This window comes from Holophagaceae bacterium (genome assembly GCA_016720465.1).
Taxonomy (GTDB): domain Bacteria; phylum Acidobacteriota; class Holophagae; order Holophagales; family Holophagaceae; genus JANXPB01.
Genome location: JADKKO010000002.1, coordinates 438,648 through 459,642 on the forward strand (window position 1 = coordinate 438,648; position 20,995 = coordinate 459,642).

Annotated in this window: 16 protein-coding genes; 6 read left to right on the forward strand and 10 right to left on the reverse strand. The window is 63.6% G+C overall.

Translation table 11 applies throughout. The features are described from left to right. Nucleotides 1-59 precede the first annotated feature (59 nt). Nucleotides 60-578: a hypothetical protein gene (locus IPQ13_06175; protein ID MBL0210486.1), complete on the reverse strand. Its 519-nt coding sequence runs from the start codon at nucleotides 576-578 to the stop codon at nucleotides 60-62. Nucleotides 579-835: 257 nt separating this feature from the next. Further along, entirely contained in the window at nucleotides 836-1,591 is a 756-nt protein-coding gene (locus tag IPQ13_06180; protein ID MBL0210487.1) for an inositol monophosphatase, read from the reverse strand. Nucleotides 1,592-1,719: 128 nt separating this feature from the next. Here IPQ13_06180 and IPQ13_06185 point away from each other — a divergent pair, with 128 nt between their 5' ends. From IPQ13_06185 to IPQ13_06205, 5 genes are all read left to right on the forward strand, one after another. Further along, the gene (locus IPQ13_06185) at nucleotides 1,720-2,265 is read left to right on the forward strand and encodes a NifU family protein (GenBank protein ID MBL0210488.1); all 546 of its coding nucleotides are present in this window, start codon (nucleotides 1,720-1,722) and stop codon (nucleotides 2,263-2,265) included. A gap of 175 nt (nucleotides 2,266-2,440) precedes the next feature. Continuing rightward, a complete protein-coding gene (locus IPQ13_06190; protein ID MBL0210489.1) occupies nucleotides 2,441-3,484 on the forward strand; it encodes a GAF domain-containing protein in 1,044 nt (347 codons plus the stop codon). A gap of 101 nt (nucleotides 3,485-3,585) precedes the next feature. Beyond that, a complete protein-coding gene (locus tag IPQ13_06195; GenBank protein ID MBL0210490.1) occupies nucleotides 3,586-5,679 on the forward strand; it encodes a 2-oxoisovalerate dehydrogenase in 2,094 nt (697 codons plus the stop codon). Nucleotides 5,680-5,987: 308 nt separating this feature from the next. After that, nucleotides 5,988-6,968, forward strand: coding sequence for a hypothetical protein (locus IPQ13_06200; GenBank protein MBL0210491.1), 981 nt, complete (start codon nucleotides 5,988-5,990; stop codon nucleotides 6,966-6,968). A gap of 120 nt (nucleotides 6,969-7,088) precedes the next feature. Continuing rightward, complete coding sequence (locus IPQ13_06205) at nucleotides 7,089-9,521, forward strand: protein kinase (protein MBL0210492.1); 2,433 nt, start codon at nucleotides 7,089-7,091, stop codon at nucleotides 9,519-9,521. A 4-nt stretch (nucleotides 9,522-9,525) separates the two neighbouring features. On the opposite strand, the gene IPQ13_06210 is transcribed toward IPQ13_06205, so the two are convergent. Then, complete coding sequence (locus IPQ13_06210) at nucleotides 9,526-9,954, reverse strand: BrxA/BrxB family bacilliredoxin (protein MBL0210493.1); 429 nt, start codon at nucleotides 9,952-9,954, stop codon at nucleotides 9,526-9,528. 290 nt (nucleotides 9,955-10,244) lie between these two features. On the opposite strand from IPQ13_06210, the gene sppA reads away from it, so the two are divergent. Then, nucleotides 10,245-12,023, forward strand: coding sequence for a signal peptide peptidase SppA (gene sppA / locus IPQ13_06215; GenBank protein ID MBL0210494.1), 1,779 nt, complete (start codon nucleotides 10,245-10,247; stop codon nucleotides 12,021-12,023). 101 nt (nucleotides 12,024-12,124) lie between these two features. Here sppA and IPQ13_06220 read toward each other — a convergent pair whose 3' ends face one another. The 7 genes from IPQ13_06220 to ffh form a co-directional block, all read right to left on the reverse strand. Further along, nucleotides 12,125-13,126, reverse strand: coding sequence for a dihydroorotate dehydrogenase-like protein (locus tag IPQ13_06220; GenBank protein MBL0210495.1), 1,002 nt, complete (start codon nucleotides 13,124-13,126; stop codon nucleotides 12,125-12,127). Nucleotides 13,127-13,136: 10 nt separating this feature from the next. Continuing rightward, nucleotides 13,137-16,712, reverse strand: a complete 3,576-nt coding sequence (nifJ, locus tag IPQ13_06225; GenBank protein ID MBL0210496.1) for a pyruvate:ferredoxin (flavodoxin) oxidoreductase — start codon at nucleotides 16,710-16,712, stop codon at nucleotides 13,137-13,139. A gap of 109 nt (nucleotides 16,713-16,821) precedes the next feature. Continuing rightward, the gene (locus IPQ13_06230; protein ID MBL0210497.1) at nucleotides 16,822-17,364 is read right to left on the reverse strand and encodes a hypothetical protein; all 543 of its coding nucleotides are present in this window, start codon (nucleotides 17,362-17,364) and stop codon (nucleotides 16,822-16,824) included. Continuing rightward, nucleotides 17,364-17,678 (reverse strand): KH domain-containing protein, encoded by a 315-nt coding sequence (locus tag IPQ13_06235; protein MBL0210498.1) that lies wholly within the window; start codon nucleotides 17,676-17,678, stop codon nucleotides 17,364-17,366. The genes IPQ13_06230 and IPQ13_06235 overlap by 1 nt, the downstream gene beginning before the upstream one ends. An 82-nt stretch (nucleotides 17,679-17,760) precedes the next feature. Continuing rightward, nucleotides 17,761-18,003 (reverse strand): 30S ribosomal protein S16, encoded by a 243-nt coding sequence (rpsP, locus tag IPQ13_06240; protein ID MBL0210499.1) that lies wholly within the window; start codon nucleotides 18,001-18,003, stop codon nucleotides 17,761-17,763. Nucleotides 18,004-18,065: 62 nt separating this feature from the next. Continuing rightward, a complete protein-coding gene (locus tag IPQ13_06245) occupies nucleotides 18,066-19,610 on the reverse strand; it encodes a hypothetical protein (GenBank protein ID MBL0210500.1) in 1,545 nt (514 codons plus the stop codon). Nucleotides 19,611-19,614: 4 nt separating this feature from the next. After that, a complete protein-coding gene (gene ffh / locus IPQ13_06250) occupies nucleotides 19,615-20,988 on the reverse strand; it encodes a signal recognition particle protein (GenBank protein ID MBL0210501.1) in 1,374 nt (457 codons plus the stop codon). Between the last annotated feature and the right edge of the window lie 7 nt (nucleotides 20,989-20,995).

Here is a 20,995-nt window from a genome sequence, read left to right on the forward strand (position 1 = left end):
GCACTGGGGAGGGCGAAACGCTTGCCCGTCTTGACTCATCTGCCGGTACAGGCAACAAGTCAAAGCTGGGAGATTTTCATCCAAAAGAGTTGGGCATCATGCGTGAGTTGGGGAACGAGGGACTCGACCTGGGCCTTGAGAGATGGGCGGTCTAAGGCTTCCGCATTGGCCAGAAGGGCAAGGATATCAGCGGCATCCTGGGGACTGGTGGCCTCGAGCTTGAGCAGGATAATTCCTAGCGGAGAGGCCACGAGGCAGGGAAAGGCTTCAGATCGTTCGCAGGTTTCCAGGGCCAATCGGGCGGCCGCGCCGCGCCCCAGGATCAGGTCCTGGCGGAGCGGGCCAGAGAATCGGACCACACCTCCAAGCGGATCTTCAACATCCCCTTTGGTAATGCGAGGTGCCGCCCCTTCCCACTCCGACCAGAATGCGGGACTGAGGATGCGGGGGTCCAGCGTGAGCAGATCCGCATCAGCGGTATATCGCGCCACGCCCCAGGCAGCCATGGCCAACCCGCCGATGAGGCAGTAGGGGATGTCTTTTCGATCCAGCAAGGAGGTGAGGCGGGTATCGAGCATCAGCCCTCTCCTTCTTCCTGCTCGGCCATGCATCGGCTTGGGCGTCTTTGCAGGCGCTTCAAGCGATCGCGGAACCGCAAAATCTCGGTATCGCTGGCTCCTGCGGGAAGCAGGTGGCGCATCAGCTTCAGCCCAGTCCCCTCCCGATACAGTCGATCGCAGAGGGCCAGGGCTTCGGCGGGAGTTGGAAGGGGGTCAGAGCGGCGCACTCCCCCAGGGTAGGGCCTTCTGATCGCAGACACCACTGAACGCCACTATCAGCTCTTGGCTTTCAGCGCCTTGACCACCTCCCCATGCACGTCCGGCGCGGCCACGACGATATCGCCGCTCTCGAACCAGGTCCCGCCGCCTTGCCAATCGCTGATGCGGCCGCCGGCTTCCTGCACCAACAACGCCCCGGCCGCCATGTCCCAGGGCTTCAGGCCCATCTCGAAATAGCCGTCGAAAATGCCCGCCGCCACATGGGCCAGATCCAGGGCCGCTGAGCCCGCGCGGCGCAGGCCCTTGGCTCTGGGAAAGATGTTCCGGAATGCATCCAGGAAGATGGGAAAGCGGTTCCCCAGTTGATAGGCGAAACCCACCGCGAGAAAGGCGCCGTCGAGACCCGGCTGTGCTGAAACATGCATGGGCTTTCCGTTCCAGGTGGCCCCCAGGCCTCGCACCGCTACGAATTCATCGCCCCGCAAGGGGTCCAGCACGCACCCGACAACCCCGCCGTCCCCATCCCAAAGGCCCACAGACACACACCAGTGGGGAAAACCCTGGATGAAATTCAGCGTTCCGTCCAAGGGGTCCACGATCCAGCGCCGCTCCGCGTCCCCGAAGGACCCGCCTTCCTCGCCCTGGAATCCGTATTGGGGAAAGCGGAAGTCAAGCACCTCGCGGATGGCCGCTTCGGCTTCCTGGTCGGCGATGCTGACATAGTCGTTTTTGGTTTTTTCGTGGACAGAACCCGGTTCCAGCGTGCGGAAGTGCCGCAGCAGCACCTCGCCGCCCACGCGGGCGGCATTCACACAGGCTTCTTTTTGCGCATCGAACATGCACCACAGCTAACCACGGTTGAGGTGGGACGAGGACATAGACCTGCATAGCTTTCACACAATCTCGACTGAAGCGGTAAACTATCCATCCGGAGCTTGCCATGCCGAAGGTCATCAACATCGAGCCCACGCCGAATCCCGATGCGCTGAAATTCATCGTGCAGCCGGCGATCCTGCGCAGCGGCACCCGCAGCTTCAAGGATTTCGCGTCGGCGGTGGGCGATCCGCTGGCCTCGGGCATCTTCGCGCTGGGGAAAGTGACGTCCGTCTTCTACATGGATCGCTTCGTCACCGTGAACAAGGAAAGCGGCTCCGAGTGGACCGATCTCATCGATCCCATCTGCGAGGTGATCGAAGACTTGAAGGCCGAAGAACCCTCCGTGGGCGGCCACATCGCGGCGGGACCGGATGCGGGCGACGACGAAAAGCTGCGAAAAATCAACGAGCTGCTGGACAACCGCATCCGCCCCGGCCTGGCGGGTGACGGGGGCGGCCTGGAAGTCATCTCCTTCGATGGCGCGACCCTGGAAATCAGCTACCACGGCGCCTGTGGCGCCTGCCCCAGCTCCACCAGCGGCACCCTGCGCTACATCGAGGGGATGTTGCAGGACGAGGTGGATCCGAATCTGAGGGTGGTCAGCTACTGATCCGCTCCGGGGAAGGGGGGACCGCGCATGGAACAAAGATTCCAGGTGGGGATTCAATTCCCCAGAATCCGAAGCGTCATGACTTATTTTTCTTAGAACATCCCAGTTCCCTTGAATGTCTAAAGGGCTAGTATTCTCTATGGGCATCAATCCATACATTGGCCAGGAGGCACCCATGGAGTCGGAGTTCGAGGCCACCAAGGTGGGCCCGAAACGTCGCGACCCCGAGGAGGCCGAAGATCATTTGAATGCCCTGGCTTCCATCCTGGAAAAGTCCTCATCCGATGCCACCCAGCTCTTTGGCCACTGCCTGAACCTGCTCGTGAAGCAGCTGAAAGTCGATCGGGCCGTCATGGTGCGCCACACGAACCTGGGCCTGGAAACCTTCTGGTGGGCCGAGGCCAAGCCGTCGATCCTGTCCAGCTCGCTGCATGAACCCGAGAAGACCTTTTGCCCCCACGTGCTGGAACGCCCCAACCGTTCGCTGGTGATCCGGAATGCCGGGGCCGATCCTGTGTGGGCGCAGGAACCCGCCTACACGGACCTGGGGATCTGCTCCTACATCGGCACAGCCTTGCGGGAAGGCGGCCGTCCCATCGGCGTGCTCTCGGTGCAACACGGGAAACCCAGGGCCTTTTCCAGAAGCGCCATCGCCCTGGTGAATGCCGTGGCCAACCTGCTGAGCCGGACCCTGGAAGTGGAAGCCCTGAAGCATGAGCTCCGCCTCACCCGGGACAGCCTGGACCTGACCTCGGCGGTGGTGGAGGACAGCGCGCTGCAAAGCCACACGTCAGGCCTGCCCAACCAGCGCTATCTGGAAGTCTGGCTGCGGGCGAATCTCTTCATGGCCAGGCGGAGGGGCGAGCCCATGGCGGTGGTGCTATGGCATTGGCCGGATTCGCCCCGGAGGAGGAAAGTGCTCAACGACATCTCCTCGAGCCTGCGGGGGGAGGATCTGCTCGTGGATGTGAGCCGGAACCGGTTCCTGCTGCTGCTGCCCCACACGCCCCAAAGCGGCGCCGAAATCCTGATCGGACGCATCCGGGAGCTCATGGGCGAGATCGCCATGGGCGGCACCTTCTGGGAGACCGAGCTGGATGATGTCCAGCTCAACATGGCCCAGCACCGCTGCGAGATCGCACTGCGGGAAAGCCTCAAGAAGCCGGACCAGGCTTTCACCTGGCGGTTCCTGCGGCCCGAGGACGTGGAGAACGCTTGACCTGGCGGCCGCCGCGGCCCGGCTTCCGCCCACCCCTAATCATGGGAAGCGGGCGCCAATCATGAAATAATGGCCCTCTGCGGCAGTTGAGATTCAAGCCAATGCAGGGAGGTGATTGTTTGGATACACCGACACTGATTCGGGTGGCGCTGGAAGCGCTGGGCGGCGGGAGCCAGGATAGGCTTCCCACCCCCGGGCCCGACGAGCTGAGGCGGATGTACGCCCTCATGCACATGGGCCGGGTGCTCGACGACAAGGCGCCCAACTACCTGAAGCAGGCCATCGGCTGGTCCTACCATGCCCCCTGCGCCGGCCATGACGGCATCCAGCTGGCCCTGGGCCTCTCATTCCGGGGGGGCCAGGACTACCTGTTCCCCTATTACCGCGATTTGATGACCTGCCTGGCGGCTGGGGTCTCGCCCCTGGAAATCATCCTGAATGGCATTTCCAAGGCGGAGGACGCGGCCAGCGGTGGCCGCCACATGTCGAACCATTTCGCCAAGCCCGGCATCGGCATCCAGAACGTGTCCAGCCTGACTGGCAACCACACCCAGCATGCGGTTGGGCTCGCCCGGGCGGTGAAGCACTACAAATCCGATGCCATCGTGTTCAGCAGCCAGGGCGAGAGCTCCCTTTCCGAGGGCTACTGCTACGAATCCATCAACGGCGCAGACCGGGAAAAACTGCCGGTCATCTTCGTGGTGCAGGATAACGGCTACGGCATCTCGGTGCCCAAGCGCGACCAGACTGCCAATGAATTCGCCTGCGAGAATTTCACGGGGTTCCAGAACCTGAAGATCATCCGCGCTGACGGCCTGGACGTGATGGATTCCCTTAGGGCCATGCGGCAGGCCAGGGATTACGTCTGGACCGGCGGCGGGCCCGCCATGGTCTATGCCACCTGCGTGCGCATCGGGGCGCACTCCAATTCCGACAAGCACGAGTGGTACCGCGACGCCCAGGAGCTGGCGGCGGCCAAGGCCGCGGATCCATTGCCCCGGTTCCGCGCCTTCTGCCTGGAGAACGGGCTAGATGAAGCCGAGCTCAAGGCCCTCGAGGCCGAAAACCTGGCGAGCTACAACGAAGCCTCGGACAAAGCCATCAAGAGCGCGGATCCGAAGGCCGCGAGCATCTTCGATTTCGTGCTGCCCGAGCCCTGGGTCTCCGAAAAATTCCCCGATGGGACCCATCATGAGGCTGGCGCGCCCATCAGCCTGATCCAATCCCTCAACCAGACCCTGAAGGAGGAATTCCGGGAGAACCCCGACACCTTCATCTGGGGCCAGGACATGGCCAATAAGGAGAAGGGCGGGATTTTCAATGTGTCGAAGGGGATGCAGCAGGAATTCGGCCCGGGAAGAGTCTTCAACGCGCCCATCGCCGAGGACTACATCGTGGGCACGGCAAACGGGTTCTCCCGTTTCAACGACAAGATCCGCGTGGTGGTGGAAGGCGCTGAATTCGCCGATTACATCTGGCCGGCCGCCGAACAGATCGTGGAGTGCAGCCACGAATACTGGCGCACCAACGGCCAGTTCACCCCCAATGTCACCATCCGCCTGGCCTCGGGCGGCTACATCGGCGGCGGCCTCTACCATTCCCAGAATGTGGAAGCCTGGCTCACGAACCTGCCGGGCATCCGCGTGGTGGTGCCGGCTTTCGCCGATGACGCCGCGGGCCTGCTGCGCACGGCCATGCGCAGCCGGGGCGTGACGCTGTTCCTGGAACCGAAATTCCTCTACAACTCGAAACTGGCCCAGGCGGCGGTTCCCGAAGACTTCGCCGTGCCTTTCGGCAAGGCGCGGATCCGCAACAAGGGCAAGGATCTCACCGTGCTGGCCTATGGAACGCCGGTCCACTTTGCCCTGGAGGCCGCCAAGAAACTGGAAGGCGAAGGCCGGAGCGTGGAGGTCATCGATCTGCGGTCCTTGAGCCCGCTGGATACCGAAACGATCTTTGCCTCCGTGAAGAAAACCCACCGCGCGCTCATCGTGCACGAGGACAAGGTCTTCGGCGGTTTCGGCGGGGAGCTGGCAGCGCAAATCGCCGGCGAATGCTTCGCCTGGCTCGACGCCCCCATCGAGCGGGTGGGCTCGACCTTCACCCCCGTGGGCTTCAACCGCATCCTGGAGCGCGCCACGCTGCCCAATACCGATCGCGTGCTGGCGGGGATGCGGAAAGTGCTGGGGTTCTGATCCGCGAAGCGGGCTGAGTGGGCGAGTGAAAGGCAAAGTTCCGGCCCTCTTGTCAGGATATCTGCGACTGTGGAACCAGCACTCACGGGGCTCCTGGAACTGGTCTAGCGGGAAATGTGGAAACCGGTCCATTGGACGTGGCCACGGGGACCTTAGATTGGATTCATCCAATCGACACCCATGTCGGACCCGGCCAAGGTCGGCTTTACTTTTCAGGAGCACCTTTGCGATTGACCAGATTCTTCTCCTTTCTCAGCGTTCCGGCCCTCGCCTTGTTGCTTGGCTGTGGTGGCAGCAGCCCCTCAATCATGACTCCACCGCCCCCGCCGCCCCCGACGGTGACCGATGTCTACGTCGCGGGTTACGAGTTTAATGGAACGAAATACGTCGCCAAAATCTGGAAGAACGGGGTGGCCACGGCGCTCTCGAATGGCGCAAACTCCGCGGTCGCCGAAAGCGTGGCGGTTTCGGGCAACGACGTTTATGTCGCCGGATACGAGTCCGATGGCGTGGGTGGCGTCTCCGTGGCCAAGGTCTGGAAAAATGGCGTGGCCACAGCGCTCACGGACGGGACGAAATCCTCCGCAGCCTACTCCATCGTTGTCTCCGGGAGCGACGTTTATGTGGCGGGGTACGAGCGCACCGGGGGTGTCGGAACACCCTACGGGGCCAAGAGCTGGAAAAATGGCATTGCGGCCTTCGCCACCGATGGCAGCAAGTCTGCCAGCAGCTACGGCGCAGCCGTGTCCGGGAACAACCAGTACATGACCGGTTATGAATCCAACGGAAGCTTTGATGTGGCCAAGGTGTGGAAGGACGGCATTCCCACCTCGCTGTCGGACGGCACCAACGCTGCCTATGGTTATTCCGTGCTCGTTTCCGGGAACAATGTCTATGTGGCCGGGCAGGAACGGATCAACACCACCTACGTGGCCAAGACCTGGAAGAACGGCATTGCGACCTCTCTCACCGATGGGACGAATTATGCCTACGCGTGGGGACTCGCCTTGTCCGGAAATGATCTCTATGCCGCGGGAGTGGAACGGAACGCCGCAGGCAAGAACATCGCGAAGGTCTGGAAGAATGGCGTCGCCACCTCCCTCAGCGACGGCAGCCAGAGCGCCAGTGCCTACGCCATGGCGGTATCCGGAAGCGATGTCTACGTGGCCGGCTACGAATCCAATGGAACGAAATCCGTCGCCAAAATGTGGAAGAACGGGGTGGCCACCTCCTTCACGGACGGCACCAACAACGCCTATGCCGAGGGAATCTTCGTCCACGTCCACTAGAGCGGCAGGCGGGCCTTCTCCCGCCTCCAATGCGTGAAGGAAGCAGCCGCTGCGGCTGGGCAACAACCGCCCTGTCTGGAACGGATCGCCCCGGCTAGAATTCATCCAGGACTTTCCTTCATGCGCTTGGATTCTGGACGCCTTCTTGATGGCCGCTATTCGATCGTTTGCCCCTTGGGATCCGGGGGCATGGGCGAGGTCTACCAGGCCAAGGACCAGCGCCTGGGCCGCGATGTGGCCATCAAGGTGCTTCCGGAGCACCTGGCCCAGGCGCCGGATGCCCTGGCGCGCTTCGAGTGGGAGGCCCGGGTGCTGGCGGCGCTGTCGCACCCGAACATCCGGGCCATCCACGATCTGTCGAAGGATGGCGAACTCAATTTCGCGGTCATGGAGTATCTGGAAGGCGACACCCTCCGGCAACGCCTGGAAGGGCAGCGGCTGGCCCTGGACGAAGTCCTGGGCGTGGCCACGGAGATCGCCGAGGGCCTGGCGGCGGCCCATGCGAAAGGGGTCATCCACCGGGATCTCAAGCCCGAGAACATCTTCTTCGCGGCCGGGGGCCCGGTGAAGATTTTGGATTTCGGCCTGGCGCGCATGGAGGAGCGGCTGGCGGCCGGGCGCCAATTGCCTGTGCGCCCCCTCGAAACGCAACCGGGGCTGGTGATGGGCACCGCCAGCTATATGGCGCCGGAGCAGGTGCGGGGCGAGGTGCTGGACGCCCGGTGCGATGTCTTCGCCTTCGGCTGCCTGCTGCACGAGATGATCACGGGAAATCGGGTGTTCAACGGCGGGACCATCGCGGAAATCGTGGCATCGGTGCTGAAAGACGAGCCGGCCTCCCTTTCCTACCCTGGCAGCGAAATCCCGCCGGAAGTAGCCACCCTGGTGGAAGGCTGCCTGGAAAAGGATCTTTGGCGGCGCCTGCAGGGCATGAAGGAGGTCGCGGCATCGTTGCGGGCCATCCGCGCGGGCCACACCGCCAGCGGCTCCCATTCCGGGTTCCATTCCGGCGGGCTGCCGTCCGGAGGGTCCGGGGGGAACCGCGCCGAGGACTTGACCCGGGGCATCCCGAGCCAGCCGCAGCAGCGGGTCCTGACCGGCGAAGCAGCGCCCGGGGCGGGGTTCGGCCGGCGGTGGTGGCGAGGACTGTCCAGGCTCTGGCCCTTCCGTTCCAGGGCCATCCGCTCCCTGGCGGTGCTGCCCTTCATCAACACTTCCGGCGATCCCGGGGCCGAATACCTGGGGGATGGCATCGCGGAAACGCTCATCGAGCGGCTCTCACGGCTTCCTGAACTCCGCATCGCGTCCTGGAGCGCGGTCTCCCGGTTCAAGCAGGCGGATCTGGACCTTCCGGCGGTGGGCAGGGAGTTGCAGGTGCGCGCCCTGCTCACGGGCCGCGTGAACCATCGGGGACGGGAGCTCACCGTCAGCGCGGAGTTGGTGGATTCCCGCGACCGCAGCCATCTCTGGGGTGAAAGCTATTCCCGCAATTTCTCGGATCTGCTGGGCCTGCAACAGGAGATTTCCACACGCATCGCCGAGAAGCTGCGCGCCAAGCTGAGCGGCGAGATCCAGGCCCAGCTCGCGAAAGCGCCCACGGAGGATCCCGAGGCCTTCCAGCTCTACCTGAAGGGCCGGCACGCCTGGCGGAAAAGGACCGCCGATGCGCTGCAGAAGGCGGTGGAGCATTTCCAGGAAGCCATCGACCGCGATCCGAATTACGCCCTGGCCTACGCGGGCCTGGCGGATGCCTATGCCCTGCTCTCCTTCCTGGTGGGGGTCATGGCGCCGCTGGATGCGCTGCCCCGGGCCAAGGCCGCGGCGGAACGGGCCCTGGACCTGGATCCCGGCCTGGCGGATGCCTATGCCTCCATGGGCATGATCCTGGAATCCTTCGAGTGGGATTGGACCGGCGCGGAACGCTGCCACCGCAGGGCCTTGCAGTTGGCTCCGCTGAATCCGAACCTGCACCACCGCCTCGGAATGCACCTGCTCTACCGGTCCCGTTTCGATGAGGCGCAGGATTGTTTTTCCAAAGCCCAAGGCCTGGATCCGCTGGCGCCGTTATTCCACGTGGGCCAGGGGCTGCCCCGCTACTTCCAGCGCAACGGGGAGGAAGCGGTGCGGGAATTCAAAAGGGCCACGGTGCTGGCGCCCAGTTTCCTCATCGCCCATCTCATGCTGGGGCTGGCCTTGGTCCAGCAGGGCGCTTTCGATGAAGCCATCCTCTCGTTTGAATCGGCGAATGCCATCGCCCAGACGCCGGATGGGCTGGCCATGCTGGGCCATGCCCACGGCCGGACGGGCCACCGGGACGAGGCGCTGGACCTGCTGGTGCGTCTGAAGCAGATGGCGGCCACCCGGTACGTTTCCGCCTACGGCCTGGCGGTGCTGCACCTTGGCCTGGGCGATCGCGAGCGGGCCCTGGCCCATCTGGAATTGGCGGTGCAGCAGCGCTGCGAGCTGCTGGTCTATGTGGGCATCGATCCGCGCCTGGACGAGCTGCGCGGCGATGAGCGGTTCCAGGGCATCCAGCGGCGCGTGCTCGGGTGAAGCGCTACGCCAAGGCCAGGGAACTCCGGTAGGCGGCTGCAAGTGCCGCGGCAATTTCCTGGGGCTCCCGGCCCAGGAAATCCGTCCGCTGAAGCAGGTGCAGGAGCTGGCCGTCCTTCAGGATGGCGGCCTGGGGCGAGCTGGGAGCGGCGCCCTCGAAGTATTCCCGGGCGGCCTGGGTGGCCTCCTTTTCCATCCCTGCGAACACCGTGACCAGATGGTCGAATTTCAACCCCATTTCCTTGAGGGCTAGCGTCAGGCCGGGGCGGGCCCCGGCGGCGGCGCAGCCGCAGACGCTGTTCACGACCAGCAGCGTGGTCCCCGCGCGCTGCAGCGCCTGGTCCACCTGTCCGGGATCCATCAGGTGTTCAAAGCCGATCTGCGTGAGCTCGTCGCGCATCGGAGCCACCATGTGTTCGGGATAGTTGGACATCTTGGACGCTCCTTGACCGCGTCTCAGTATAGGGCATGTTCGAGTGCTGGGTGCTGGGTGCTGGGTGCTGAGTCGAAGAGTCGAAGAGTCAAGAAGTCGAGAGTCAAGAGTTAAGGGTTGCGGGTCGAAAGCCGAGAAAATCTGATGAGACGGAAACTGAACACTTCAACACTCGACTTTTCAACTTTTCAACTTCCCAAGCCCGCCGCCAATTGATGGCAACCCGCACTGGGGCATCACGGCATACTGGAAGATGAGGGTTTCGGGAAACCGGCCCCGTGGAGCAAACCATGAAGGATTTCTTCAAACATCTTTTCGCCTCGCTGCTGGCCCTTGTGCTCTTCAGCGGCGCCATTTTCCTCCTGTTCATCGGCATCGCGGCGGCGGGCGGGTCCAAGACCTCGGTGCCCGACAAAGCCGTGCTCATCTTCGACCTCAGCAACAACATCCCGGATTCGGTGCGGGATGGGGAACCGGGCGAGGCCCTGCGGCAGGCCTTGAGCGGCCGCGAGAACGCCACGCCGCTCTACACGCTCATCAAGGCCCTGGACCGCGCCGCAGCCGACAAGCGCATCGCGGCCCTCTACCTCACGGGCAATCCGGAATCCGAAGGCTATGGCTCTGGACCCGCGGCCTTGAAGGAGCTGAAGGAGGCCATCCAACGGTTCGCGGCGAGCGGAAAACCCGTCCTTGCCTACAACATGGGCTGGGGCAAGAAGGCCTACTATCTCTGCGCGGGTACCGGCAAGGTCATCGTGAATCCCTTCGGCGAGATGGAGATGACCGGCCTCGCGTCCGAACCCATGTTCTTCGGCGGCGCCTTCCAGAAGTACGGCATCGAGGTTCAGGTCACCCGCGTGGGCAAGTACAAGAGCGCCGTGGAGCCCTTCGTGCTCGACAAGATGAGCGACGCCAACCGTGAGCAGATCGCCAAGCTGCTGGGGGATATCTGGGGCGAATGGAAAACCGCCGTCGCCAAGGACCGCCATAAGACCGCCGAGGATATCCAGAAAATCTCCGATGAGCAGGGCATCCTCCTGGCCATGGAGGCGAAGGCCGCCGGCCTGGTGGACCAGATCGCGCCAGAGGACGAAGTGCTGGACCAGCTGAAATCCCTGTCCGGGAAGACCGCCAAGGACAAGGAATTCCCCCAGGTCTCCATGGATGAGTACGCGGGCCTTCCTGGCGAGGTCCAGAAGGGCAAGAACCGCATCGCGCTCGTTTACGCCGAGGGGGAGATCGTGGACGGCGACGGCGACGGCGGCCAGGTGGGCGGCGACAAGCTGGCGCGGGAACTCCGCAAGCTGCGCCTGGACAAGAACGTGAAGGCCGTGGTCCTGCGCGTCAACAGCCCAGGCGGCAGCGCCTCCGCCAGCGAGCTCATCCAGCGGGAAGTGATCCTCACCAAGAAGGAGAAGCCCGTGGTCATCTCCATGGGGCACCTCGCGGCCTCCGGCGGCTACTGGATCAGCACCTACGGCGACCACATCTTCGCGGAGCCCAACACCATCACCGGTTCCATCGGCGTGTTCGGACTGCTGCCCAACGTGAAAAAGCTGGCCAACGAGCACGGCATCACCTGGGACGAAGTCTCCACCAGCAAGCTGGCGAACCCCATGACCCTGGCCCGGCCGAAATCCGAATTCGAACTGGCCCGCATCCAGAGCGTCGTGGACCACATCTATGACCAGTTCCTGTCCAAGGTCTCCGAGAGCCGCCGCATAGCCAAGGCGGACGTGAACGAGATCGCCCAGGGGCGCGTGTGGAGCGGCCAGGAAGCCCTGAAACTGAAATTGGTGGATGAGATTGGTGGCCTGGAAGACGCCATCCGCTTCGCCGCCAAGAAGGCCAAGATCGAGAATGACTACCGCGTGGACGGCCCCGGCGCCTCGAAAAAGCCCGTCGAGAAACTGATGGAAGCCCTCGCGGGGGAGAAGCAGCGGAAATACGCGAAAGGCCCCGCGGAACAGGTGATGGCGGAGTTCCAGCGCCAGATGAAAGTGTTCGCCTCCCTGAATGATCCCCAGGGCGTGTACGCCCGGATGCCCATGGAGCTTTCCATCCGCTGAAGTCTGGCTTGAAGAAGCCACAAAGAAGCACAGAGAAGCCACGAAGATTGTTATTCGTGTGGCTTCGTGGCTGAATCAGCTAGGTGGCAATCGGAAGAACTTTAATAAATTTCAGGCCGCCAGCCCTGCAGCACCCGCATGTAGCTGGCGCGATGGAAGGCGTGGGGATTGGCGACCTTGGCCAGGCTCATGCTGCCGAGGCCCTGGCGCAGGCTTTCGTACTCGTGCTGCTCCAGCCATTCCTCCATGCCTTCGCGGAGGGTCTGGAGATAGGACGGTCCATGCTGGAGCAGGGTGGAAACCACCTGCACGCAGGATGCTCCCGCGAAGACGGCCTTCACGGCGTCCAGGGAGTCATGGATGCCGCCGCTGCAGGCCAGGCTTCCCTTGAATTGCCCATGCAGGATCGCCAGGGCGTTCAGCCTCAGCGGCAATTCGGTGGGCCTGGAGAGCAGGAGCTTGGGCACCAGTTCCAACTGCTCCAGATCGAAGTCCGGCATAAGGATCCGGTTGAACAGCACCAGCCCATCCGCCCCCGCGGCCTGGAGCTTCTGGGCGAAGTTCGGAAGGGAGCTGATGAAGGGGGAAAGCTTGATGGCCACTGGGATCTTCACGCGGGACTTCACGGCCACCACCATGTCGGCGATCCGTTGTTCCAGCGCTTCGGCGGTCTGCTGGGGATCCGTGGCGATCTCGTAGACATTCAATTCCAGGGCGTCCGCCCCGGCCTGTTCCATGAGCCTGGCACCGTCGAGCCATCCGGTGGCTGTCGTGCCGTTCAGGGAGGCGATGACGGGTACCGCCACGGCTTCCTTGATGCGGCGGATCTGTTCCAGGTAGGCGCTCGGTCCCAGCGCGAATTCGTGGGGCTCCGGAAGGTAGGAGAGGCCTTCGGGATTGGCGTTCGCATGCAGGTGCAGATCCCGCATGGTGCCGGTGTATTCGCGCTCGATCTGCTCCTCGAACAGCGAGTGCATCACGATGGCCGCGGTGCCCGCGTCCTCCAGCTCCCGGACGGCGTCCAGGTCATCCACCAGCGGAGAAGCGCCGGCCATCAGGGGATGCGGCAGGGTCAGGCCAAGGTAGGTTGTGGAGAGATCCATGGCAGTCCCCTTAGAGAGTGGGTAGCGAGGGTGCCGCTGTTTCCAGGCGGGACAGCTTCTCATAGGCTGCGTAGCGCCGCGCGTTTTCCTCGGTGGCATCGGCCATCATCTGCTTGAAGGCTTCGGGATGCTGTTTTTCCACGATGCGGAACCGGGCCTCGTTGCCGGTGAAGCGGCTCAGCTCGCCCTTTGGCGCGTTGGAATCCAGGGCCAGGGCGCTGAGGCCCTGGTCCAGCCGCCGCGGATCGTAGCGGAACAGCGGCCAGTAGCCGGTTTCAACCGCCATCTTGGACTGCTCGCCGCTCATGGCCAGATCGTAGCCATGGGCGATGCAGGGGCTGTAGGCCAGGATGAGGCTCGGACCCGGGAAGGACTCGGCTTCCTGGATGGCCCGCACGGTCTGGGCGTCCTTGGCTCCGATGGCCACCTTGGCGACGTAGACATGGCCGTAGCTCATGGCCAACAGCGCCAGATCCTTCTTGGGCGTGGTCTTGCCGCTCACCGCGAATTTCGCCGCGGCGCCCATGGGCGTGGACTTGGAAGCCTGCCCGCCGGTGTTGGAGTAGACCTCGGTGTCCAGCACCAGGATGTTCACGTCCAGGCCCGAGGCCAGCACATGGTCCAGACCGCCGTAGCCGATGTCGTAGGCCCAGCCATCCCCGCCGATGACCCACACGCTCTGCTTCACGAAGTGGTCCGCCAGTTCCAGCAATTGCATCGCTGCCGGATCCTTGGAGGATCCCAGCCTGGTCTTCAGCTCGGCCACGCGTTCGCGCTGGATCCGGATGCCGGCCTGGTCAGGCTGGATGGTATCCAGGAGGCCATGGACCAGGGCTTCGGGCAGCAGGGAAGCCTGGCGGATGAGCAGTTCCCGCGCCTGTTCGGCCTGCTTTTCCACGGCCAGCCGCATGCCATACCCGAACTCGGCGTTGTCCTCGAACAGGCTGTTGGCCCAGGCCGGGCCGCGTCCCGCCTTGTTGACGGTGTAGGGCGTGGTGGGCAGGTTGCCGCCGTAGATGGATGAACAGCCCGTGGCGTTGGCGATGAGGAGGCGATCACCGTAGAGCTGGGTCAGGAGCTTGATATAGGGTGTCTCGCCGCAGCCCTGGCAGGCGCCGCTGAATTCGAACAGGGGCTCCAGGAATTGGGTGCCCTTCACGTCCAGCTTCACGGCTTCGCGGTCCACTTCGGGCAGATCCAGGAAGAAGGCGAAATTCGCGGCCTCCCGCTCCCGCAGGGGGGCCTGGGGCACCATGTCGATGGCCTTGTGCTTGGGGTTGCTCTTGTCTTTTGCTGGGCAGATCTGCACGCAGAGCGTGCAGCCTGTGCAATCCTCGGGCGCGACCTGGATCACGTATTTCTGGCCTTTGAATTCCTGGCCTTTGTAGTCCATGGAAGCGAATCCATCAGGCGCGCCGGACAGCGCGGCGGGCTCGAAGACCTTGGCCCGGATGGCGGCGTGGGGGCAGATCAGCGCGCACTTGTTGCACTGGATGCAGATGCCGGAATCCCACGCGGGAATTTCCTGGGCGATGTTGCGCTTCTCCCATTTCGCCGTGCCCGTAGGCCAGGTGCCGTCCGGCGGGAAGGCGCTCACCGGCAGCTTGTCGCCCAATCCTTCCAGGATGAGCGCGCTCACCTGCTTGACGAAGTCCGGCGCGGCATCAGGCACCATGGGCGGGCGATGCCGGTCCGAATTCGGCTTGGCGGGGACCGCCACTTCGTGCAGGTGCGCCAGGGCCGCGTCCACGGCCTCGAAATTGCGCTGGACCAGCGCATCGCCCTTCTTGGCGTAGGTCTTCTCGATCGCATGCTTGATGGCGGCGATGGCTTCGTCCTGGGGCAGCACGCCGGAAATGGCGAAGAAGCAGGTCTGCATGATGGTGTTGATGCGGCCGCCCATGCCGCTTTCCTTGGCGACCTTGTAAGCGTCGATGGTGTAGAACTTGATGCGCTTCGCGATGAGCTGTTCCTGCATTTCGATGGGCAGGGTGGCGAAAATCTCCTCGGGTGCCGTGGGGCTGTTCAGCAGGAAGGTGGCTCCATCCACGGCTTCGGCCAGCATCTCGAAGCGGTCCACGAACTGGGGCTGGTGGCAGGCGATGAAGTTCGCGGTGCGCACCAGGTAGTGGCTGCGGATGGGATTCGGACCGAAGCGGAGGTGGCTGATGGTGATGGCGCCGCTCTTCTTGGAGTCGTACACGAAGTAGCCCTGGCCGTGGTTCGGGGTCTCCTCGGCGATGATCTTGATGCTGTTCTTGTTGGCGCCCACGGTGCCGTCGCTGCCCAGGCCGTAGAAGAGGCAGCGGGTCACGCTGGCGGGTTCCAGGTCGAAACCTTCGTCCACCTTCAGGCTGAGTCCCGTGACATCGTCGTTGATGCCCACGGTGAAGGCGCGGCGGGGCTTGGGTTTGCCCAGCTCGTCGAACACGGCCTTCGCCATGGCGGGGGTGAATTCCTTGCTCGACAGGCCGTAGCGGCCGCCGATGAGGCGCGGCTCCTGCAGCAGGGGGCTCCAGCCTTCTTCGCGGGCCTCGCGGAGCGCGGCGGCCACATCCAGGAAGAGCGGCTCCGCCGGGGCGCCGGGTTCCTTGCAGCGGTCCAGGATGGCGATGGACTTCACCGAAGCCGGCAGCGCCGCCACGAAATGCCGCACCGAGAAGGGCCGGTAGAGCCGCACCTTGAGCACGCCGATCCGCTCCTCGCTGGCCATGGCCCAATCCACGTATTCCTGGACGGTCTCGGCCCCTGAACCCATGACCACGATCACGCGCTCGGCCTGGGGATGCCCTTCGTATTCGAAGAGCTTGTAGGCGCGTCCGGTGAGGGCCGCGAGCTTGTCCATCTCCTGCTGCACGGCGTCGGGCAGCGAGTCGTAGTAGCCATTCGAGGCTTCCCGGGCCTGGAAGTAGGTGTCGGGGTTCGCGGCGGTGCCGCGGATGACCGGATGGTTGGGGCTCAGGGCCCGGGCCCGGTGCTCGGCCACCCACTCGTCCTGGATCATCGCGCGCAGATCGTCGTCGCTGAGCATCGCGATCTTGGCCACTTCATGGCTGGTGCGGAATCCGTCGAAGAAGTGCATGAAGGGCACGCGGGTGCGGAGCGTCGCCGCGTGGCCCACCAGCGCCATGTCGTGGGCCTGTTGGACCGAGAAGGAGGACAGCATGGCGAAACCCGTCTGGCGGGCGGCCATCACATCGGCGTGGTCCCCGAAGATGGAAAGAGCGTGGGTGGCGATGGTGCGGGCCGCCACGTGCATGCAGAAGGGCGTCAGCTCCCCGGCGATCTTGAACAGGTTCGGGATCATCAACAGCAATCCCTGGGAGGACGTGAAGGTGGTGCTCATGGATCCCAATTGCAGCGCGCCATGCACGGCGCCCGCGGCGCCGGCCTCGCTCTGCATTTCCGCCACCCGGGGGATGGTGCCCCAGATGTTCCGTTTGCCGGCCGCCGACCACTCGTCGGCCAGCTCCCCCATGGTGGAGGAAGGGGTGATGGGATAGATCGCGATGACCTCGCTCAGCCGATGTGCCACTGAGGCGGCGGCTTCATTTCCATCGATGGTGACCATTTGCGGCGTGTCCATGGGAACTCCTGAGCCTTTCCAGATTTTCCCATCTGGAATTCCCTCTAGCTTCACCCGGTTGGCCCGTGCCTACAAGGGAAGCAGGCTAAACCGTGAGCAGGGTCACAGGCTATTGCAGATCCAGGATTCCCGGCGGTCCATCCAGATCCAGGCGCCGGTTTTCCAGGTCCACCTTCCACCAAGCCTTGATGTAGGGGACTTCGCGCAGGCCCGCGCGGCCTGGACGCAGATCCCGCAGCGCCACCATGTCATAGCCCATGGGCGTCGGCGCAAGGTAAAGGACCTCGCCGATTTTCTCCCCGCCGATGAACACGCCGCAGCCGATCCATTCGTGGCGGAAGCTCTCTCCCTCGGACTTGGTGGCCAGGGCCTCGGGCATCCAGAGCGCCCAGCCCTTGAGAAGCTCCGCCGCCGTGCGGTCGGGAATGCCCTCGAAGGCGACGCAGGGACGGTCCTGGTGCCAACGGAACAGCCTGACGCTGGCGGGCCTGGCCGGTGGTCCGGGGTTGTCGGCCGCATCCAGATCCATGGATGGAGGCGCCAGGACAAGCCCATCCACCCCGGGCAAGCGTTCCGGTTCATCCATGAGGGAATGGAAGAGGAATTCACCCTTCAACCCTTGCACCTTCGCCAGGTGGCCCAGCAGCAGCATCAGGCTTCCGCGGGAGGTTCAGCTGGGCCTGGATGATCCGCGCGGGATCGCCGTGGCCGGTCTGTTTCGTCCTCGTCAAACAGTTCCAGGTTCACGAGGAGTCCATGTTTCTCGCCCGCGGCCTGCACCAGGGTGCGAAGGGAGGAGATCATCCGTCCGCTCTTGCCGATGATGCGCCCGCGGTCCACCTGTTCGGCGAAGATCAGCACTTCGCGTTTCCTGCCCGCCTCCCGGACCTCGATGCGCAGGGCTTCCGGGTGGTCCAGCAAGGGGCTCAGGACATCTTTGAGAAAGGCTTCGAAATCAGCGGTCATGGCACCCCCAATGTAAAAGCCGGACCCGGTGTCGCACCATATGCGGCCGGGCCCGGCTTTCCAAATTCCTAAGGCAGGAAACCTAAAGAATCGCGTGCTTCTTGAAGAGGTCCGAAACCGTCTTGGAGGGGCTGGCGCCCTTGGCAATCCAGGCCTTGGCCTTATCGGCGTCGATGCGGACGGTCTCGCCGGAGCCCGCGATGGGGTTCACGAAGCCCAGCACCTCGATGGCCTGGCCTGTGGGAATGCGATCGTTCTCGCTAACGACGATGTGGTAGAAAGGGCGCTTCTTCGCGCCGTTGCGGGCCAGACGGATGGAAAGCATGGGTACTCCTTGAGCGGATCAGTTTATCCCGGGATTGGTGATTTCCCAAGGAGAAATTCCGGTCAGCGGGGATCCGGCTGGGTGCTTGGCTGGCTTGCGCATGCAGGGAAGCGCCAGAGCTGGTCCAATTCCGCCTCGGTCATGCGGCGGAGCCTGGCCTCCTTATCCTGCCAGCCATAGCCGATCCAGAGATGCCCTCCATCCCAGACCAGCCCCATGGCGAATTCCACCCCTTGCGTGTCGAAATAGAAGGGCCGGGAAACCCGCTGGATCTTGTAGCCGCTGTCCATCCAGACGAACCGATGGGTGTACCGGCGCCATTCCTCGAAGGCCACCTCATGGACCAGGTAGAGGTACCCGCCCCGGAACTGGATCGGTGGCGCTGATCCGCGAAAATCCACGCCGTTCCATTCGGGGGACAGGACCGATTCGATGACCAGCTCCCCAGCGGCTTCGTCCAGGCGGCCGATGCGAGTCGGATCCGAGTGGTACAGGATTTTCAGTTCCCCTGCGCTGTCGAGGAAAGGGAGCCAATTCTTTTCGATGGGGCGGACCTCCGCGCCCTGGATGTGGCGGAGGCTTTCGACCTTCCAGCGCCTGGAACTCCGATCAGGCTCCGGGGCCAGGAGCCCGAACAGCATCTGGGGCTGTCCTGTCTTTTCGTAGGAGGTGCAGGTGAATTTCCAGCGGCCGCGGTGGTGGAAGAGGCGCAGGTCTTCAAGCCCCTTGACCGGAAACTCGATCCGTTCCCAATCCAGCTCATCGATGATTTCAAAGGATTGGAGGATCCTTCCGGCCGGATCCCATTCCACCCAGAAATTCCGGGTCCGGACCTGCCGGTCCGGCGCGAGCGACGTGTAATTTCCCCCATCGGTGTCGAAGTTCACATGGCGGATGGACCCATAGCGCCTTCCGGTCTCTGCATCGAACCAGAGGGAGGGATTCATGGGGCGGTAGCTATGGGCGGGGTTTCCTTCGATGGGCGGCGGGGTCCATTCGAACGGGACTTTTTCTCCAGGACATGGCTCCAGGTAGAAGAAGGCATTGTTCCGGGTCTGGTTTCTGTCCTCCCACGACGCTTCCCGCGACGCGAGCACCTGCTCGCAGGCTTCGATCCCGAGCGCGGGAAGCCCGGCGTAGTACGCGGCGATGGAGATGACCAACCAGGGATCGAGTCCATAGGCTGCGGGATCGACGAACAGGACATCCTTTGAAAGCGGCGTGCGGGCCGCCATGTTCGCGTAGAGCAGGGCCATGGCATGACGGCCCCCATCCAGCGCGATGCGGCTCAGGGCCAGGGCCGCCTCGGCGCGTCCTGGACGGTACTGGAAGGCTTTCCGCCCCCATTCATCGGCCTCCTTCATCTGCCCGAGAGACTGGTGCAAGAGGCAGATCTGCAACATGGAATACCAGAGCTCCTCGACCCATCCGCCCTGCTCCAGGCGCCGCTGGAACCAGCGGATGGCTTCCGGGGAGCGGCCCGCATCGCGGCACTTCAGCGCCAGTTGGAACACGGTCCCGGAGTCATCGGGATCGCGTTCGGCGGCCGCCCGCAAGGCCGCTAGGCCGGCATCAGGTTGATGGAGGTCCGGGCCGGGGGTGTCCATCAGATCAGAAAGGCAATCCAGCCCCGCCGCCCTTCATGGCCCCCGCCATGCGCTGCATGCGGGTCATGAATTTGGGGTCGTTCATCTGGGTCATCATCTTCTTCATTTCCAGGTACTGCTTGATGAGCTGGTTCACTTCCTGGACGGAACGGCCCGAACCGCCGGCCACGCGGCGTTTGCGTTTGGCATCCAGCAGGTTGTGGTTGGCGCGCTCCTTGGGCGTCATGGAATCCAGGATCGCCGTCAAGTGCTTCATGCGCTTGTCCGTGGCCAGGTTCGCCATCTGTTCCTTCTGCTCTTTGGAGACGCCGGGCAGCGGCAGCATCCCCATGATCTTGGTCATGCTGCCCAGCTTCGACACCTGCTGGAACTGCTGGCGCATGTCTTCGAGCGTGAACTGGTTCTTGGCCATGCGGTTGGCCAGGCGCTCCGCATCCTTCTCGTCGATCTTGTCCTTGGCGTGCTCGATGAGGCTGAGCACATCGCCCATGCCGAGGATGCGCTGGGCCATGCGGTCCGGGTGGAAGCGCTCGAAGTCATCGAGCTTTTCTCCCGATCCCAGGAACTTGATGGGCTGGCCCGTGGCCTGCTTGATGCTGAACGCCGCGCCGCCGCGGGTGTCGCCGTCGGTCTTGGTGAGGATGACGCCGGTGATGCCGAGCTGTTCATGGAAGGATCCGGCGGAGCGCACCGCATCCTGGCCCGTCATGGCATCCGCCACGAACAGGATTTCGGAAGGTCCGCAGGCGGCCTTGATGCGGGCGAGCTCCGCCATCAGGGTTTCATCCAGGTGCAGCCGGCCCGCGGTGTCCAGGATCACCACGTCCCAGCCTTTGAGCTTGGCTTCCTTCAAGGCGGCTTCGCAGATCTCCACGGGGTTCTTGCTCTCGTGGTGGAAACTCGGGATGCCTGCATCCTTGGCGACCACATGCAACTGCTCGATGGCAGCAGGACGGTAGACATCTGCCGGCACAAGCAAGGGCGAACTGCCATTTTTCTTCAGGAATTTGGCCAGCTTGCCGCAAGTGGTCGTTTTTCCGGCGCCCTGAAGGCCCACCATCATCACCACAGTCGGCGGTTGGGCGGCGAAACTCAGCGGCTTTTCATCCGCTTGGCCGCCCATGATCTCCACGAGTTCTTTGTGGACGATGTCAATGAATGCCTGGCCGGGATTCAGACCCTGGAGCACTTCGGCGCCAAGCGCTTTTTCTTTTACACGGGCGAGAAAAGTGCGCGCCACGGCCACATGCACATCGGCTTCCAGCAGCGCCATGCGGACTTCCCGCAGGGCCTCCTCGATGTTGGATTCCGTGAGCTTGGACTGGCCCCGGAGGGCCTTCATGGCCTTGCTCAATTTTTCGGTGAGGGAATCAAACATGGGACAT

What these genes read in the sequence shown, in the direction of transcription:
- IPQ13_06220 (MBL0210495.1), bottom strand. Translation starts at nt 13,126, where the DNA reads ATGGATCTCTCCACAACCTACCTTGGCCTGACCCTGCCGCATCCCCTG.
- IPQ13_06235 (MBL0210498.1), bottom strand. Translation starts at nt 17,678, where the DNA reads ATGACCGCTGATTTCGAAGCCTTTCTCAAAGATGTCCTGAGCCCCTTG.
- IPQ13_06205 (MBL0210492.1), top strand. Translation starts at nt 7,089, where the DNA reads ATGCGCTTGGATTCTGGACGCCTTCTTGATGGCCGCTATTCGATCGTT.
- IPQ13_06175 (MBL0210486.1), bottom strand. Translation starts at nt 578, where the DNA reads ATGCTCGATACCCGCCTCACCTCCTTGCTGGATCGAAAAGACATCCCC.
- IPQ13_06210 (MBL0210493.1), bottom strand. Translation starts at nt 9,954, where the DNA reads ATGTCCAACTATCCCGAACACATGGTGGCTCCGATGCGCGACGAGCTC.
- IPQ13_06195 (MBL0210490.1), top strand. Translation starts at nt 3,586, where the DNA reads ATGCAGGGAGGTGATTGTTTGGATACACCGACACTGATTCGGGTGGCG.
- ffh (MBL0210501.1), bottom strand. Translation starts at nt 20,988, where the DNA reads ATGTTTGATTCCCTCACCGAAAAATTGAGCAAGGCCATGAAGGCCCTC.
- IPQ13_06230 (MBL0210497.1), bottom strand. Translation starts at nt 17,364, where the DNA reads ATGCTGCTGCTGGGCCACCTGGCGAAGGTGCAAGGGTTGAAGGGTGAA.
- IPQ13_06190 (MBL0210489.1), top strand. Translation starts at nt 2,441, where the DNA reads ATGGAGTCGGAGTTCGAGGCCACCAAGGTGGGCCCGAAACGTCGCGAC.
- nifJ (MBL0210496.1), bottom strand. Translation starts at nt 16,712, where the DNA reads ATGGACACGCCGCAAATGGTCACCATCGATGGAAATGAAGCCGCCGCC.
- IPQ13_06200 (MBL0210491.1), top strand. Translation starts at nt 5,988, where the DNA reads ATGACTCCACCGCCCCCGCCGCCCCCGACGGTGACCGATGTCTACGTC.
- rpsP (MBL0210499.1), bottom strand. Translation starts at nt 18,003, where the DNA reads ATGCTTTCCATCCGTCTGGCCCGCAACGGCGCGAAGAAGCGCCCTTTC.
- sppA (MBL0210494.1), top strand. Translation starts at nt 10,245, where the DNA reads ATGAAGGATTTCTTCAAACATCTTTTCGCCTCGCTGCTGGCCCTTGTG.
- IPQ13_06245 (MBL0210500.1), bottom strand. Translation starts at nt 19,610, where the DNA reads ATGGACACCCCCGGCCCGGACCTCCATCAACCTGATGCCGGCCTAGCG.
- IPQ13_06185 (MBL0210488.1), top strand. Translation starts at nt 1,720, where the DNA reads ATGCCGAAGGTCATCAACATCGAGCCCACGCCGAATCCCGATGCGCTG.